This is a genomic window from Nocardiopsis sp. TSRI0078 (assembly GCF_001905145.1).
Lineage (GTDB): Bacteria > Actinomycetota > Actinomycetes > Streptosporangiales > Streptosporangiaceae > Nocardiopsis.
On record NZ_LWLB01000001.1, the window covers coordinates 235,794 to 250,669 of the forward strand.

Below are 14,876 nucleotides of genomic sequence, written 5' to 3' on the forward strand. Positions count from 1 at the left end.
CTCCGGGCCTGGGAGGCGGGGGTCACCGCTCCTTGGCTGGACTACTGCTCCATCTTGTAGTAGCAGATCTGGTGCTTGTCGCCCGCGTTGAAGGTGATGTTCCCGTGCAGAGGCTGCCCGAAGAGCGAATCGCTCGAGGTGAGCAGGACGCGGTACTTGCCCGGATCGAACTCCACCCTCATCACGTCGCCGTCGTCGAAGCAGGAGTTGCCCGTGGGCGGCGAGGTGTAGACCTCGCACTCCTCGCACGCGGGGGTGAGGATCTCGTCGTGGACCTTGTCCGGGCCGACGTAGAGGAACCGCATCTCGAACGGGGCGTTGTTGGTGACCTCCAGGACGGCCTTGCCGCTGCCGGAGCTGCTGGTCGGAGTCGAGTTGAAGTCGCTCTCACCGAGGACGGTCAGGGTGTCCATCTCGGACTCGATGCGTCCGGCGCCGATGTGGACGACCATCTTGTCGACGTCCTTGGCCTCGTGGTCGGGGTACTCCTCCTCCAGGAGGTCGACGATCTCCTCGGCGGGGGCGAAGCGGCCCTCGTCGACGTGCTCCCAGCCGCAGTTGAGCGCGGCGTCCGGGCGCTCGGCGACGATGCGCTCGGCGACCTCGGGGGCGCCGTCCCAGGCCAGGTCGGAGAACACCTCGATCTGGTCGAAGCCCGCACACCAGTTCTCGGCGGCGTACTGGCTGGTCCCGGTCTCGTACAGCTCGGTGAGCGCGGTGGGCACGTTCCCGGCCGCCTCGGTGCCCTCGTAGTCCACGGGGATCACGCTGTAGACCTCGTGGGCCTTGCGCATGCTCTCGCGGTAGTCCTCGGTGACCTCGCCGCTGAAGTCCTCCTCGGCCGTCGACACCAGGTTGGCGGCGTAGGAGAGGTGGATGTCGGCGACCTCGCCGTCGGTGTCCTCCCAGCGGGAGGCGGGGTGCGCGAAGTAGGTGCCGTAGGACTCCAGGGCCTGCTCGTACTCCTCGGCGGACACGTCCGCCTGGGCCCGCTCCAGCAGGGCGCAGGCCTCGGCGCCCGCCCGGGCGCGCTCCATGAGCGACGGGGAGAAGGAGAGCTGGAAGAGGTTCTCCACGCTCCCGTAGGCGGCGACGGCCTCGTTCGCACCGCACTCGCCGCGGGCGTGGGCGGTGTCGGCGACGCGCAGCCGCCACTCACCCGCCTGCCACACGCCGGTGAGGGAGGCGGTCAGGGCGACCACCAGGCCCGCGGCGACGAGGAAGGGCGCCGTGCCCTTGGACGGCTGCTCGCCCCGGTTGAGGACGCGCTCGTCGCGGGAGCGCCCGGCGAAGAGGCCGTGCACGGCGGCGGCGACGAACCAGGCGGCGAAGATCGACGCCCAGAGCAGGACGTTGTCGGCGGCGCCGATGACGGCGGCGGTGACCAGCAGGCCGACGGTGATGATGAGCGCCGCGGCGAAGAAGGGCCACTGGCGCAGGTAGAAGTACCCGGCGCCCATACCCGAGGCGTTGAGCAGCGAGGTCCGCACCGCCGAGGGCGAGGAGAACAGGCCCAGTCTGCGCGGCTTCGGCGGGGGCGGGGGCGGGCCGCCGAACTGGCCCGGGGGCATCCCGCCGGGGGGCATTCCACCCGGAGGCATCCCTCCAGGGGGCATCCCTCCCGGAGGCATCCCGCCGGGGGGCATCCCTCCCGGAGGCATTCCACCCGGGGGCATCGCGCCCTGGGGCGGACCGCCCGGAGGCCTGCCGCCCGGGGGCGGGCCCGGAACACCGCCCGAGTACATCCCGCCGGCGGGGGTGCCGCCGTGGGGCGCTCCACCGGTCGGACCGGCGCCGGGCCGGCCGTGGGGCGCACCGTCTGCGGGCGTGCCGCCGTAGGGGTTCGCCTCGGAGGGCGTACCGCCCGGGGGCGGAGAACCCTCACCGTGCGACTGGGGCGGATCGGACGGAGGAGGGGAGGAAGTCATGGAGGACCCTGGGATCGGCAACGGGGGAGGTCCCGTGCGGCACGGGACCGAAAGGGCCTCGTACACCCTTTACCTATGCACATTACCCATGTGGGCCGACACGGGCCCTCGCGGGGCACAGACCGCTTCCGGCCATCTTCGGACGTCAGCTGCCGGAAAGGGAGCTGCTCCGGTCGCGGGCCGCCTCGATGGCGTCGGTGAAGGCCGTGCGCACACCGTGCCGTTCGAGCTCGCGCAGCGCGGCGGCGGTGGTGCCCCCGGGCGAGGTGACGGCCTCGCGCAGCACCACGGGGTGCTCCCCCGAGTCGGTGAGCATCGCGGCGGCGCCCGTGATGGTCTGACCGACCAGCCTCTGCGCGGTGGCGCGCGGCATCCCCATCGCCACACCGGCCTCGATCATCGTCTCGGCGATGAAGTAGAAGTAGGCGGGTCCGCTGCCGGAGATGGCGGTGACGGTGTCCATGTGCTGCTCGCCCACGCGGACCACCTCGCCGACCGTGCCCAGGAGCGCCTCGGCGCGGTCCAGGTGGGCCTCACCGGTGTGGGCGCCGCCCGCGACGGCGGTCATGCCCTGCCCCATGAGCGCGGGGGTGTTGGGCATCGCGCGGACCACGGGCGTGCCGGCGGGCAGGTGGCTCTCCAGCACCGCGGTGGTGATCCCGGCGGCGACCGAGATCACGAGGCGCGCGGGCGACAGGTGCGGCGCCAGCTCGTCCAGCAGCGCCGCCATGTCCTGGGGCTTGAGGGCGAGCAGCAGCGTGTCGGCGCGCTTGGCCGCGTCGGCGGCCGGGACGACCTCGACGCCGTAGCGCCCGCGCAACTCCCGGGCGTGCTCCTCACGCGGCTCGGTGACGAGCACGTCCTCTGGCGCGTGGCCCTTGGCCAGCATTCCGGCGAGCAGCGCCTCGCCCATCTTCCCGGCACCGATGATCGCGATCATTGAAGGGTCCTTCCTGCGGATGCCCCCACGCTAGCCGCATCCGCGGCTCCGGGCGGACGGTCGTCCCGCTCCGTGGACACTCAGTCCGCGTCCGGGTCGACCGTGCCCTTGTCGTCGGCGGTCCCCCCGGTGTCCACGGCGAAGCGGTGCGGCGGCTCGGCCGGGGCACGGCGCAGCAGCGCGATGCGCTCGCGCCGGTCGCGCGGACGGCCCCCGTGGTCGGCGGTCCGGGCGAAGTGCAGCCGGGTGAAGGCCAGCGCCTCGGCCAGCTCGCGCATGCGCGCCTGGCGGTCGGGGGCCTTGCGGGTGCTGACCTCCAGGACCAGCTGGCCCTCGTAGCCGCCCCCCGCGAGGTACTCCAGGAGTTCGCCGACGGGCTGGCGTCCGCGCCCGGGGATGAGGTGCTCGTCGAGGTTTTGGCCCCCGAATCCGTCGGCGACGTGGACGTGGGAGAGGCGGTCGCCCAGGCGCTTGGCCATGTCCATGGCGTCGGAGCCGGACATGGCGGTGTGCGACAGGTCGAGCGTGACGTCGGGGTAGTCCCGGTCCAGCGGGTTCCAGCTCGGCGCGTAGGGAACGACCTCGCGGTCGCGCACACGCACCGGATACATGTTCTCCACGGCGAAGACGACGTCGGTCTCGTCCTGCATGCGGGCGATACCGGCCTCGAACTCGCGGGCGTAGTCGCGCTGCCAGCGGAAGGCGGGGTGGACCACGATGGTCTTGGCCCCCAGGGCCTCGGCCATCTCCTGGGAGCGGACGAGCTTGCCCCAGGGCTCCCTGCCCCACACCCGCTGGGTGAGGACCAGGCAGGGCGCGTGGACTGCGGTGACGGGCATCTGGTGGTAGTCCGAGAGGCGCCTCAGGAGTTCGACGTCCTGGCTTGCCGGGTCGGAGGAGACGAGCACCTCCACGCCGTCATACCCCAGCTTCGCGGCGATCTCGAAGGCGGCCGGGGTCTTCTCCGGGTAGACCGACGCCGACGACAGGACGACGGGCGCGTCTGGGACCTGGATAGGGCTCACGGGACACAGACTATGTGCTCCCGCCCCTCGTGTGGGTACCGCCCGCGTGAACGCGGCGTGCCGCCTCCGCGCCGTCCCTTTCGTGTACGGCGCCGCCCTCCGGCGGACGGCGGCGGCCCGGGGGTCGTGTACCGCGCGGAGCGGTCCGGCGGCCGCGCGCCTCCGACTCCGTGCCGTCGGGGCCGCGCGGCGCGCCGGGCCTGGTTTCCCCGGTCCCGGCCGGACCGGGATGACCGGGCCGGCCGGGCGGTGCGGTGGGGCGGGGTGGTGTCCGCGGTCGATGACGCGCGGTCCGCCCCCGGTCCGCGGCTTCGGCGCTCGCCGCCGTCATACGGCTCGTACGCCGTGGAACGCCTCCGGGCGATCCCGCGGGTTCGTCCGCGGGGTTCCGCCGATGCGTTGGTCTTCCACCTACCGCCGCGCCTTCGGGGCGGTGGTGCGTTTCGAGGGCCCTCTCCGCTCTGGCCACCGAGATCGCCGAGTCCCGTCCGGGCCCGTGCGTGGACTGCGCGATCGGTCTGCGGTGGAGGCGGTGGCGAGCACCTGGTACAGGGTGCTTCTCGGGGCCTGCCGGGTTCACTCCCCGGGGCGTGTGGGGCGGCCGTCAGCGTGCTGCGCGAGGCCTGCCCGTCTCACAGCCGGACGGCGCCGGCGAGGTTGTAGTGGTGGACGTCCCGCTCACGGACGTGGTCCCCCGAGCGGGGCGCGTCGATCATGCGGCCGTCGCCGAGGTAGATGGCGATGTGGTAGGCGTATCCGCCGCTGTTGGCCCAGTAGAGGAGGTCCCCCCGGCGGGCCTGGGAGTAGGAGATCCGGGTTCCGGCCCTGGACTGGTCGTGGGCGATGCGGGGCAGTTCCACCCCGGCCTGCTTGTAGGCCCACTGCACGAGGCCCGAGCAGTCGAAGCCTCTCGGCGAGGTCCCTCCCCAGACGTAGGGGGTTCCCTTCTGCGACTCCGCTGCGTCGATGGCCCTCTCCGCCCTCGGCGAGGCCAGCGCCTGGTGGACGCGCCGGGGGCCGTCGGCGGCCTGTTCGGCGACCAGCATGTGCTGTACCGGCCGCAGCGGCGGGACGGGCTGGGCGAGGGCGGGCGCCGAACCGGCGGCCAGGGCGGCCGCGGTGAGCGTGGCGACGGTGAGCGCCCGCGGGCCGCTCCGCCGTGCGAGAACGGGCGAGGCCTGCCGCCCCGGGTCCGTGGGACGACAGGCCTGCGTTTGCTCATAGTGTCGCGGTATTCGCATGACGGTGGTTCCCCCACATTCGGTAGACACGTCGCGGCGCCCACGCCACTGTGACGTGAATCCCTCCGCCGCGACGTCCTCACCATTCGTCACACAAACAACGAAAAAAGTCACTCTCTGTAGCGCACTCGACTGCCGAAGACGGCAAAGAGTCCTTGACCTTCGCTGGGCAAAATAGTCAGAAGCAGATCAATCGGACTCGCCTCCACGGGAGCCGGTCACGGACGGCTACGCCGCCTCGTCCGCCGGCAGACCGAGCTCGGCGCCCACGAAGTCGGCCGTGGCCCTCATGCCCAGGTAGTTCGGGTGCACCGGAGCCCCGTTCTCGGGGATCAGGCCCTCCACCCAGCGGACGTCGGAGGACGTGCAGACGTCGTGGCCGCGTTCGAGGACGTCCACGAAGACCGCGCCCTGGGCCCGCGCCTCCTCGGCGATCATCCGGTTCAGGGACGTCTGCGCCCGGTCCAGGAACGGCACGTCGCCCACCGCGATGGGCGTGCTCGGCCAGCAGCCCCACCTCTCGGGCAGGATCTGGAGGTAGCCCACGGCCAGCACCGTGGCCTGGGGGCTGCGCTCGGCGATGTCGGCGTAGACCTGGGAGACCTCGGGGCGCAGGCCCTCGATCCGCTGGTCCAGCTCGTTCCCGTAGTGGTCGGCGCACGGGCTGCCCAGGGGGTTGCCCAGACTCCGCTTGGCGCACTCGACCAGGATGTCGGAGAAGCCGAAGTCGTTGCCCGAGATGCCGACCGTGACCAGGTCGGTCTCGGGGGTCAGGGCGTCGAACTGGGGCCGCGTGTCGCTGAACTGCTGCTCGTAGAGGTCGTTGATGACCGCGCCGGAGCAGCTCGCGTCCGTGAACTCGGCGACGCCGAGCCGCTCGGCGAGCATGGTCGGGTAGTTGTTGGACGTGCGCATGCAGCCCAGCAGGGGCATGCGGGTGCTGACCCTCTCCTCACGGATGAGGGGGCCGGCGACGAAGGAGTCGCCGAGGGCGACGTAGTGCTCGAAGGGCGCGGCCTCCACCTGCTCGGCGGCGGCGGGCGCGGCGGCCAGGGACACTCCCAGCGCGGCGGCGGCCAGTGGGGCCAGCACGCGGCGCAGGGCTCGGAACGGGGACACGGCGATGCCGGATGTACGGGGCACTCGGGCTTCCTCTCCAGGAGCGGGGGCGTGAAGCTTTCGGACCCTAGAGATTCTTTAACACGACCTACGGGGAAAGGCTTCTAACTCGTAGGTAACTTTCATGTGTCCCGAAGCCCCTCCACCGCATGCGGCGAGGGCTGTCCCCGGCAACCGCTAGCGTTGCCACCATGGCAAAGGCAGCGAAGACCACGTTCCGGTGCGTGGAGTGCGGATGGAGCACCCTCAAGTGGGTGGGCCGCTGCGGCGAGTGCCAGGCGTGGGGGACGGTCGAGGAGGCCGGCGCCCCGGCGCCCGCCGCCGTCGCGCCCGCGCCCGTCACCTCCCGGGCCCGGCCCATCACCGAGATCAGCGTGGAGAGCGCCGAGGCCGTCCCCACCGGCGTCGACGAGCTCGACCGGGTCCTGGGCGGCGGCGCGGTCCCGGGCGGCGTGGTGCTGCTCGCGGGCGAGCCCGGCGTGGGCAAGTCCACCCTGCTGCTGGAGGTCGCCGCGATGCGGGCGGCCGAGGGCCCCGTGCTGTACGTGACCGGCGAGGAGTCGGCCGGTCAGGTGCGGCTGCGCGCCGAGCGGCTCGGCGCGCTCTCCGACAAGCTGTACCTGGCCGCCGAGACCTCCATCGCGTCCCTGGTCAGCCACGTGGAGGCGGTCGCGCCCCGGCTGCTCATCGTGGACTCGGTGCAGACCATGGTCTCCCCCGAGGCGTCGGGCGTGCCGGGTGGCGTCACCCAGGTCCGGCAGGTGGCCGGCGCGCTGATCCAGATCGCCAAGGAGCGCGGAATCGCCACCGTGCTGGTCGGCCACGTCACCAAGGACGGGTCCATCGCCGGCCCCCGCATGCTGGAGCACCTGGTGGACGTGGTGCTGCACTTCGAGGGCGAGCGCCACTCCCAGCTGCGGCTGCTGCGCGCGGTCAAGAACCGGTACGGGCCCACCGACGAGATCGGCTGCTTCGAGCTGACCGAGAGCGGCATCGTCGGCCTGCCCGACCCGAGCGGGCTGTTCCTCACCGAGCGCACCGCCCCGGTGCCGGGCACGTGTGTCACCGTCACCCTGGAGGGGCGGCGCCCCCTGATCACCGAGGTGCAGGCCCTGGTGGCCGCCAGCCCGCTGCCCGCGCCGCGCCGCGCCACCTCGGGCCTGGACACCTCACGGGTGAACATGATCCTGGCGGTGCTGGAGAAGCGGACCGGTATGCGGCTGGCGAACATGGACGTGTACGCGTCCACGGTGGGCGGTGTGAAGCTGACCGAGCCGGCCGTGGACCTGGCACTGGCCATGGCGGCGGCCAGTTCCAACAACGACGTGGCCCTGCCCGCGGGGTTCATCGCGATCGGCGAGGTGGGCCTGGCGGGCGACGTGCGCACCGTGACGGGGGTCCGGCGCCGTGTGGCCGAGGCGCAGCGGCTCGGGTTCACCGAGGCCGTCGTGCCCAAGCACTTCGGCGACCCGGTCCCGGGCATCCGGACCCACGAGGTGGAGGAGCTGAGCGAGGCCCTGGCCCGGGTCAGGCGGTCCAGGCGTGCGCGCACCCCGCGGGACGAGGACTGACGGGCGGCTCCGGTCCCCGGGGGCGCCCCGGGGGACCGGAGCCGCCCCGCCGCGCCCTCCGGGTCTGACGGTCAGTTCCCGAAGTCGAAGATCGCGCCCTTCTCGCTCGTGAGCATGCAGTGGTTGGGGAACTCCTGCTGGTATTCCTCGGCGCCGGAGGCCGTGGCGACGACGGGGTCGTGGACCATCGTGCAGGCCCGGTCCTCCCCCTTGGCGTTCCTGATCGATCCGCCCTCCGCGATGGCCTCGCAGGCCGCCTCCGCCCTGGGGTGGGTACCGCCGGCGGGGTCGCACTGCAGGCTGAGCGCCTTGATCGACCCGCTGGAGACGTCCCGGACGCTCAAGACGTAGACCGAGGAGGAGGCCTGCCCGGCCTCGGCCGCGTGCACGGGCGCGACGAGCGCCGACGCGAGGACGGGAGCGGCGACCAGGGCCAGAGCGGTGCGTTTCATGACGGACTCCAGGAGTGTGGGACCAAGGAACACCACGCATGGTAATCGAATCGGCACCGAAAGCACCCGATGATGCGCGAGGTCGCCGGAATATGGATCATCCGGGTTCCGGCCCAGCCCGAATTCGGAGCGAAACGTCGGGAAAGCGTGCTACGTCCGGACTCTCCGGATCTCCTCCCCCGCCCCCGCCAGGTGGGTCACGGTCCCGTAGCCGTCGGGCCGCAGGTCGCCCGCGGCGTCGGCCGTCCACCGGCTCACCGAGGCCGTCCCCGCGGGCTCCTCCCCGGCGACCCGCCACACCTCGTCCTCCGACAGGCCCTCCAGTGCGCCGCGGAGGAGGACCACGACCGGTTCGTGGGCGAACAGCAGCACCCGCTCACCCGGGTACTCCGCGCACACGTCCCTCAGGAAGGAGCGCAGCCGCAGCAGGACGTCGGCGAGGGACTCCCCGCGCTCGGGGCGGTGGTGCATGCGGTCGGCGAGGCGCCGGGGCATCTCCTCGGGGTCGTACTCGCGCACCATGGCCGGCGTCATGAGGCCGAACGGACCGGCGTCGTGGTCGCGCAGCCGCTCGTCCGGGTGCACCGGCAGGTCGAGGCCGGCCGCCTCCAGCGCCAGCTCGGCGGTACGGCGGGCACGCAGGTAGGTGGAGGAGAACACGACCCCGGGCCTGCGCTCCTCCGGCAGGGCCACGAGCCAGCCCGAGCCCACCGCGCGGGCCTGCGACTCGCCCAGCGGTGTGAGGTCCACGTCGGCGTTGCGCGCGGGCAGACCGTCCGCGTCCAGGCGGCCGCCGTCGGGCCCGGCGGCGGCCAGTGCCGCGTTGAGCCTGCTCTGGCCGTGGCGGACGACGGACAGCTCCGCCGGTCCCCGATAGCGCATGGCACGTCCTCCCGGGTGGTGGGAGACCACCCTCCCATGGGGCCCCCGGTGACGAGAGCGGGCGCCCCCGGAGTGGGAGCGCCCGCTTGGGAGCGCTCCCAATCACAGGAAGGCTATCCTCCGACCGTGGTGGCGTAAAGGGCGGAATCCCTCTTGACACGCCGCTGGGGCCGGGGGCGCGCGCCGCCCCCGGCCCCAGCGGGACCGCTCATGCCTTCAGCTGGAAGACCAGCTCGGGCTGGTCCCCGACGTAGTCCCCGTGCAGGTTGGCGCGGTACCAGCCGGGCTTGACCGCCGAGGTGCCGTCCCGGCAGTCCTCGAAGGAGCGCACGCGCTCCCAGGTGACCGTGTGCTCGAACGGGACGCCCCGGCTGATCTGGTGCTTCTCGCTACCCTCGCCCCGCACGCAGTCGGCGGTGGAGAAGATCCTGTCGTCACCGGAGTGGATGCGGATCTCCAGGGCCTCACCGCCCACGTCCACGGTGCAGGTCTGCTCGTTGGTGTTCACCACGGTGACCCTGAACCCCGGTTCGGCCCCCGCGCCGTAGATCTCCTGGTCCTTCTCGGCGAACTCGAAGGTGACCACGACGTCCTGCGGACGGCAGGCGTCCTCGGGGCGCTCCGGGGCGGGTATCTCGCTGTCGGCGTCGGATCCGCCGCCGACCGCTCCCCCGCCGGACTCCTCGTCGCCCTCGGCGCCTCCGGAGCCTCCGGCGCCCCCGGCCTCCCCGGCCCCCTCCGAGGGCTCGGCGCTCTCCTCCGCCCCGCCGGCACCCGGTCCCCCGCTCTCGGAGTCGGAGGGCTCCGAAGGTGCGACACTGGGAGAGGACTGTTCGCCTATCGCCGCGTCCGACCGGCTCGGATCACCGTTCTCCCCGCCCGAGGGACGGCAGGCGTACGCGATGACGGCGAACGCCAGCATGATCCCAGCCAGCACGAAGGCACGCCGCCTCCAGTAGGTCTCGCGGCTGACGGCTCCTGGATGTCCGGTACTTGACGCCATGCGCCGTAGTATTGCGTTTTTGCGTGGACCCCACCTACTCAACCCGCCGATTCCCGGTTAAAGATGAGCGATAACCCTTACAGCACCGCTGTCCTGGCGTGGTACGAAACCAACGCCCGCGACCTTCCCTGGCGGCGGCCGGAGGCCTCCGCCTGGTCGATCCTGGTCAGCGAGATCATGCTCCAGCAGACGCCCGTCGTGCGGGTCCTGCCCGCCTGGCACGCCTGGATGGAGCGCTGGCCCACCCCCGCCGACCTGGCCGGGGAGCCCTCCGGCGAGGCCGTGCGCATGTGGAACCGGCTGGGCTACCCGCGCCGCGCGCTGCGCCTGCACGCGTGCGCGGTGGCCATCACCGAGGAGCACGGCGGCCGGGTCCCGGACGACCACGCGACCCTGCTCTCCCTCCCCGGCGTCGGCGCCTACACCGCCGCCGCCGTGGCGAGCTTCGCATTCGGACAGCGGCACGCCATTCTGGACACCAATGTTCGGCGTGTCCTCGCGAGGGCCGAAACAGGAGTCCAGTACCCGCCGAAAACACAGACCAAGGCGGAGACCGCTCTCGCCGAGTCCCTGCTGCCGCCCACGCCGTCGGTCGCCGCCCGCTGGGGCGTGGCCGTGATGGAGCTGGGCGCGCTGGTGTGCACCGCCCGCACGCCCGCGTGCGCGGACTGCCCGATCGCCGGCCAGTGCGCCTGGCGGCTCGCGGGCAAACCCGCCTACGACGGGCCGCCCCGACGCGGCCAGACCTACGCGGGCACCGACCGGCAGGTGCGCGGGCGGTTGCTGGCCGTGCTGCGCGACTCCGCCCACCCGGTGCCCAAGGAGGCGCTGGACGTCGTCTGGGACGACGGCATCCAGCGCGAACGGGCCCTGGACGCGCTGGTCGCCGACGGGCTGGTGGACCCGCTCGACGACGGCCGCTACGCCCTTCCCGGCTGAGCGGCGCCCCTCACTCCCCGGCCGTCGCGGTGCCGGTGAACTCCGAGGCGTCGATCCCGGAACCGCCCGTGCCGGTACCCGTGCCGGTGGCACCGGTACCGGAGCGGCCGCCGCTGCACGCGGCGCCCGGCTCGGGGGTGCCGTCCCCCTGCACGTACTCCACGAGGTACTCGACCAGGCGCGGGTCCGCGGGGTCCTCCAGGTGCATCTGGGAGCCCCAGGCCGACGCCACCACCGGGGCGGGCAGGTCCTCCGCCGGACTGATCACCAGGTAGTCGCCGGGCGAGTAGTAGCTGTGCAGGATCTGGACGCCGGCCTCCGACAGCCCGGGATCGTAGGCGATCCACACGGCTCCGTGCTCCTGGGAGTGCACGACGTACTCCGGTATCAGCGGCTCCTCGTAGACGCCGCAGTCCTGCCAGACGGGGTAGTGCGGCCCTCCCGCGGGCGGGTACACCTCGTACTCGATGGTCTCGCCCTCGTCGACGTGGTCGGCGGACAGGTCCGTGAAGTGGCGGACCGTGCCGATGCCCTCCGCGGAGGCGGAGCCCTCCCCGCCCTGGGAGAGCAGCGAGAACGCCACGGCCCCGCCGCCCACCATGAGGACGAGCACGAGGAGCACCGCGCCGATGATCAGGCCGGTCCCGGCGCCGCTCTTCCTCGGCGGCTGGTACGGGTGGGCGCCGGGGGGACCGTAGGGCCCCTGCGGGCCCGCGGGAGGCGTTGCGCCCGGGGGCATCCCCCCGGGGGGTGCCGCGCCGTACTGGCCGGGCCGGGGGGCTCCGCCGCCCTGCTGGGGACCATGGGAGGCGTGGCCGTGCTGCGGATACTGTCCCTGCGCCTGCCACGGGCCGTGCTGTTGGGGATCTGGATGAGTCACGCTCGCACACTAGCGGCCCGACACGAACGGGGGCACCCCCGAAGGGATGCCCCCGTCTCACACGCGGACCGGCGGAGCGGTTACTCCCGCTTGCCGGCGGCCGACTCCTCGACCTCGGGCGTGTCCGGCACGTCGGCCGGCTTCGGCACGCCCTTGAAGGTGAACTTGGCGTCCGTGCCCTGGCCCTCGGCGTCGATCACCACGATCTGACCGGCCTTGAGGTCGCCGAACAGGATCTTCTCCGACAGCTGGTCCTCGATCTCGCGCTGGATCGTCCGGCGCAGCGGCCGGGCGCCCAGCACCGGGTCGAACCCGCGCTCGGCCAGGATCTCCTTGGCCTTGGGCCGCAGCTCGATCCCCATGTCCCGCTCCTTGAGCCGGCTGTCCAGACCCGTGATCATCAGGTCCACGATCTGGAAGATCTCCTGCTCGGTCAGCTGGTGGAAGACGATGACGTCGTCCACACGGTTGAGGAACTCGGGACGGAAGTTGTTCTTGAGCTCCTCGCTGACCTTCGCCTTCATCCGCTCGTAGTTGGTGTTGGCGTCGTCCTCCTTGGCGAAGCCCATGGCCACGCCCTTGGAGATGTCCCGCGTACCCAGGTTGGTCGTCATGATGATGACCGTGTTCTTGAAGTCGACGTTGCGACCCTGGGCGTCGGTGAGACGTCCCTCCTCCAGCACCTGGAGCAGCGAGTTGAAGATGTCGGTGTGGGCCTTCTCGATCTCGTCGAACAGGACCACGGAGAACGGCTTGCGGCGCACCTTCTCGGTGAGCTGGCCGCCCTCCTCGTAACCGACGTATCCGGGCGGGGAGCCGAACAGCCGCGAGACCGTGTGCTTTTCCATGAACTCGGACATGTCCAGCTGGATCAGCGCGTCCTCGTCCCCGAACAGGAACTCGGCCAGGGTCTTGGACAGCTCGGTCTTACCCACACCGGACGGGCCGGCGAAGATGAACGAGCCACCGGGACGCTTGGGGTCCTTCAGCCCGGCGCGGGTACGGCGGATCGCCTGGGAGAGCGCCTTGATGGCGTCCTCCTGGCCGATGACGCGCCGGTGCAGCTCGTCCTCCATCCGCAGGAGCCGGGAGGACTCCTCCTCGGTGAGCTTGAAGACCGGGATGCCGGTGGAGGCGGCCAGGACCTCGGCGATGAGCTCCTCGTCGACCTCGGCCACGACGTCCATGTCGCCGGCCTTCCACTCCTTCTCCCGCTGCGCCTTCTTGTTGAGCAGCTGCTTCTCGTCGTCGCGCAGCGACGCCGCCTTCTCGAAGTCCTGCGCGTCGATCGCGGACTCCTTGTCGCGCCGCACCGCCGCGATCTTCTCGTCGAACTCGCGCAGGTCCGGCGGAGCGGTCATCCGGCGGATGCGCATCCGCGAGCCCGCCTCGTCGATGAGGTCGATGGCCTTGTCCGGCAGGAACCGGTCGCTGATGTAGCGGTCGGCCATCTGCGCCGCGGCCACCAGGGCCCCGTCGGTGATGGAGACCCGGTGGTGGGCCTCGTAGCGGTCGCGCAGGCCCTTGAGGATCTCGATGGCGTGCTTGATGGAGGGCTCGTCCACCTGGATGGGCTGGAAGCGCCGCTCCAGGGCGGCGTCCTTCTCCAGGTACTTGCGGTACTCGTCCAGCGTGGTCGCGCCGATGGTCTGCAGCTCACCCCTGGCCAGCATGGGCTTGAGGATGGAGGCGGCGTCTATGGCACCCTCCGCCGCGCCCGCGCCGACCAGCGTGTGCAGCTCGTCGATGAACAGGATGATGTCGCCCCGGGTGCGGATCTCCTTCAGCACCTTCTTGAGGCGCTCCTCGAAGTCACCGCGGTAACGGCTGCCCGCCACGAGGGCGCCCAGGTCCAGCGTGTACAGCTGCTTGTCCTTGAGCGTCTCGGGGATCTCGCCCTTGACGATCTTCTGGGCCAGGCCCTCCACCACGGCGGTCTTACCGACGCCGGGCTCACCGATCAGGACCGGGTTGTTCTTGGTACGCCGCGAGAGCACCTGCATCACGCGCTCGATCTCGTTGTCCCGGCCGATGACCGGGTCGAGCTTGCTCTCCCGGGCGGCCTGGGTCAGGTTGCGACCGAACTGGTCCAGCACCAGCGAGGTGGAGGGGGTGGACTCGGAGGAGGCACCGGTGGCCTGCGGCTCCTTGCCCTGGTAGCCGTGCAGCAGCTGGATGACCTGCTGGCGCACGCGGTTCAGGTCGGCGCCGAGCTTGACCAGCACCTGGGCGGCGACGCCCTCGCCCTCACGGATCAGGCCCAGCAGGATGTGCTCGGTCCCGATGTAGTTGTGGCCGAGCTGAAGCGCCTCGCGCAGCGACAGCTCCAGGACCTTCTTGGCACGCGGGGTGAAGGGAATGTGCCCCGACGGAGCCTGCTGGCCCTGGCCGATGATCTCCTCGACCTGCTGCCGAACCGCTTCGAGGCTGATACCAAGGCTCTCCAGAGCCTTGGCGGCGACACCCTCACCCTCGTGGATGAGGCCGAGCAGGATGTGCTCCGTACCGATGTAGTTGTGGTTGAGCATCCTGGCCTCTTCCTGGGCCAGAACCACCACTCGCCGCGCGCGGTCGGTAAACCTCTCGAACATGTCTCGTCGCTCCTCTACAGAGCGGTCAGGCAGGGACGGTTCACTCCGACCCAACTCTTCCGCATATCGGCCCCACAGGGATTAACCGCCCCGGGGAGCACTGTCGCACCCGTCCGAACGGTCGACCGGCTGCCGACCAGACGGACGTCTCCGCACCGGCGGCCGGGGCCGCCCGTGTCAGAGACTTTCCCCGACGATAGGGCGTTCATCCACATCCAACTACCAATTGCCGCGTCAGATTTCCCTGTACGCCGAAGGCGAACGGCCCGGCCACTCCCACTGGCGAGAGTGCCCGGGCCACACGC

12 protein-coding genes are annotated in these 14,876 nt (G+C 71.7%); 2 read left to right on the top strand and 10 right to left on the bottom strand.

What is annotated here, in order from left to right; translation table 11 throughout:
- Nucleotides 1-41 precede the first annotated feature (41 nt).
- From A6A08_RS01110 to A6A08_RS01130, 5 genes are all read right to left on the bottom strand, one after another.
- On the bottom strand, nt 42-1,571 hold the full coding sequence (locus A6A08_RS01110; protein WP_073701037.1) for a hypothetical protein: 1,530 nt from the start codon (nt 1,569-1,571) through the stop codon (nt 42-44).
- Nucleotides 1,572-2,073: 502 nt separating this feature from the next.
- The gene (gene proC / locus A6A08_RS01115; protein ID WP_073700604.1) at nt 2,074-2,868 is read right to left on the bottom strand and encodes a pyrroline-5-carboxylate reductase; all 795 of its coding nucleotides are present in this window, start codon (nt 2,866-2,868) and stop codon (nt 2,074-2,076) included.
- An 80-nt stretch (nt 2,869-2,948) separates the two neighbouring features.
- Nucleotides 2,949-3,893, bottom strand: coding sequence for a sugar phosphate isomerase/epimerase (locus A6A08_RS01120; protein ID WP_073700605.1), 945 nt, complete (start codon nt 3,891-3,893; stop codon nt 2,949-2,951).
- A gap of 632 nt (nt 3,894-4,525) precedes the next feature.
- Nucleotides 4,526-5,134 carry a C40 family peptidase gene (locus A6A08_RS01125; protein WP_073700606.1) on the bottom strand — a complete coding sequence of 203 codons (609 nt, stop codon included), beginning with the start codon at nt 5,132-5,134 and terminating at the stop codon, nt 4,526-4,528.
- A gap of 228 nt (nt 5,135-5,362) precedes the next feature.
- Nucleotides 5,363-6,277: an SGNH/GDSL hydrolase family protein gene (locus tag A6A08_RS01130; RefSeq protein WP_073700607.1), complete on the bottom strand. Its 915-nt coding sequence runs from the start codon at nt 6,275-6,277 to the stop codon at nt 5,363-5,365.
- A gap of 167 nt (nt 6,278-6,444) precedes the next feature.
- On the opposite strand from A6A08_RS01130, the gene radA reads away from it, so the two are divergent.
- Nucleotides 6,445-7,824, top strand: coding sequence for a DNA repair protein RadA (gene radA, locus A6A08_RS01135; protein WP_073700608.1), 1,380 nt, complete (start codon nt 6,445-6,447; stop codon nt 7,822-7,824).
- A 71-nt stretch (nt 7,825-7,895) separates the two neighbouring features.
- On the opposite strand, the gene A6A08_RS01140 is transcribed toward radA, so the two are convergent.
- The 3 genes from A6A08_RS01140 to A6A08_RS01150 form a co-directional block, all read right to left on the bottom strand.
- Nucleotides 7,896-8,276 (bottom strand): SSI family serine proteinase inhibitor, encoded by a 381-nt coding sequence (locus A6A08_RS01140; RefSeq protein WP_073700609.1) that lies wholly within the window; start codon nt 8,274-8,276, stop codon nt 7,896-7,898.
- Nucleotides 8,277-8,426: 150 nt separating this feature from the next.
- Complete coding sequence (locus A6A08_RS01145) at nt 8,427-9,158, bottom strand: histidine phosphatase family protein (RefSeq protein ID WP_073700610.1); 732 nt, start codon at nt 9,156-9,158, stop codon at nt 8,427-8,429.
- Nucleotides 9,159-9,366: 208 nt separating this feature from the next.
- Complete coding sequence (locus tag A6A08_RS01150; RefSeq protein ID WP_199866823.1) at nt 9,367-10,095, bottom strand: hypothetical protein; 729 nt, start codon at nt 10,093-10,095, stop codon at nt 9,367-9,369.
- Nucleotides 10,096-10,224: 129 nt separating this feature from the next.
- Between A6A08_RS01150 and A6A08_RS01155 the strand changes: the two genes are divergently transcribed.
- Complete coding sequence (locus A6A08_RS01155) at nt 10,225-11,100, top strand: A/G-specific adenine glycosylase (protein WP_073700612.1); 876 nt, start codon at nt 10,225-10,227, stop codon at nt 11,098-11,100.
- 10 nt (nt 11,101-11,110) lie between these two features.
- On the opposite strand, the gene A6A08_RS01160 is transcribed toward A6A08_RS01155, so the two are convergent.
- Complete coding sequence (locus tag A6A08_RS01160) at nt 11,111-11,980, bottom strand: DUF3105 domain-containing protein (protein WP_242422043.1); 870 nt, start codon at nt 11,978-11,980, stop codon at nt 11,111-11,113.
- 80 nt (nt 11,981-12,060) lie between these two features.
- Complete coding sequence (locus tag A6A08_RS01165) at nt 12,061-14,571, bottom strand: ATP-dependent Clp protease ATP-binding subunit (RefSeq protein ID WP_073700614.1); 2,511 nt, start codon at nt 14,569-14,571, stop codon at nt 12,061-12,063.
- Between the last annotated feature and the right edge of the window lie 305 nt (nt 14,572-14,876).

Coding starts and splice junctions, on each gene's coding strand:
- A6A08_RS01110 (WP_073701037.1), bottom strand. CDS start 1,571: ATGCCCCCGGGCCAGTTCGGCGGCCCGCCCCCGCCCCCGCCGAAGCCG.
- proC (WP_073700604.1), bottom strand. CDS start 2,868: ATGATCGCGATCATCGGTGCCGGGAAGATGGGCGAGGCGCTGCTCGCC.
- A6A08_RS01125 (WP_073700606.1), bottom strand. CDS start 5,134: ATGCGAATACCGCGACACTATGAGCAAACGCAGGCCTGTCGTCCCACG.
- radA (WP_073700608.1), top strand. CDS start 6,445: ATGGCAAAGGCAGCGAAGACCACGTTCCGGTGCGTGGAGTGCGGATGG.
- A6A08_RS01140 (WP_073700609.1), bottom strand. CDS start 8,276: ATGAAACGCACCGCTCTGGCCCTGGTCGCCGCTCCCGTCCTCGCGTCG.
- A6A08_RS01145 (WP_073700610.1), bottom strand. CDS start 9,158: ATGCGCTATCGGGGACCGGCGGAGCTGTCCGTCGTCCGCCACGGCCAG.
- A6A08_RS01155 (WP_073700612.1), top strand. CDS start 10,225: ATGAGCGATAACCCTTACAGCACCGCTGTCCTGGCGTGGTACGAAACC.
- A6A08_RS01165 (WP_073700614.1), bottom strand. CDS start 14,571: ATGTTCGAGAGGTTTACCGACCGCGCGCGGCGAGTGGTGGTTCTGGCC.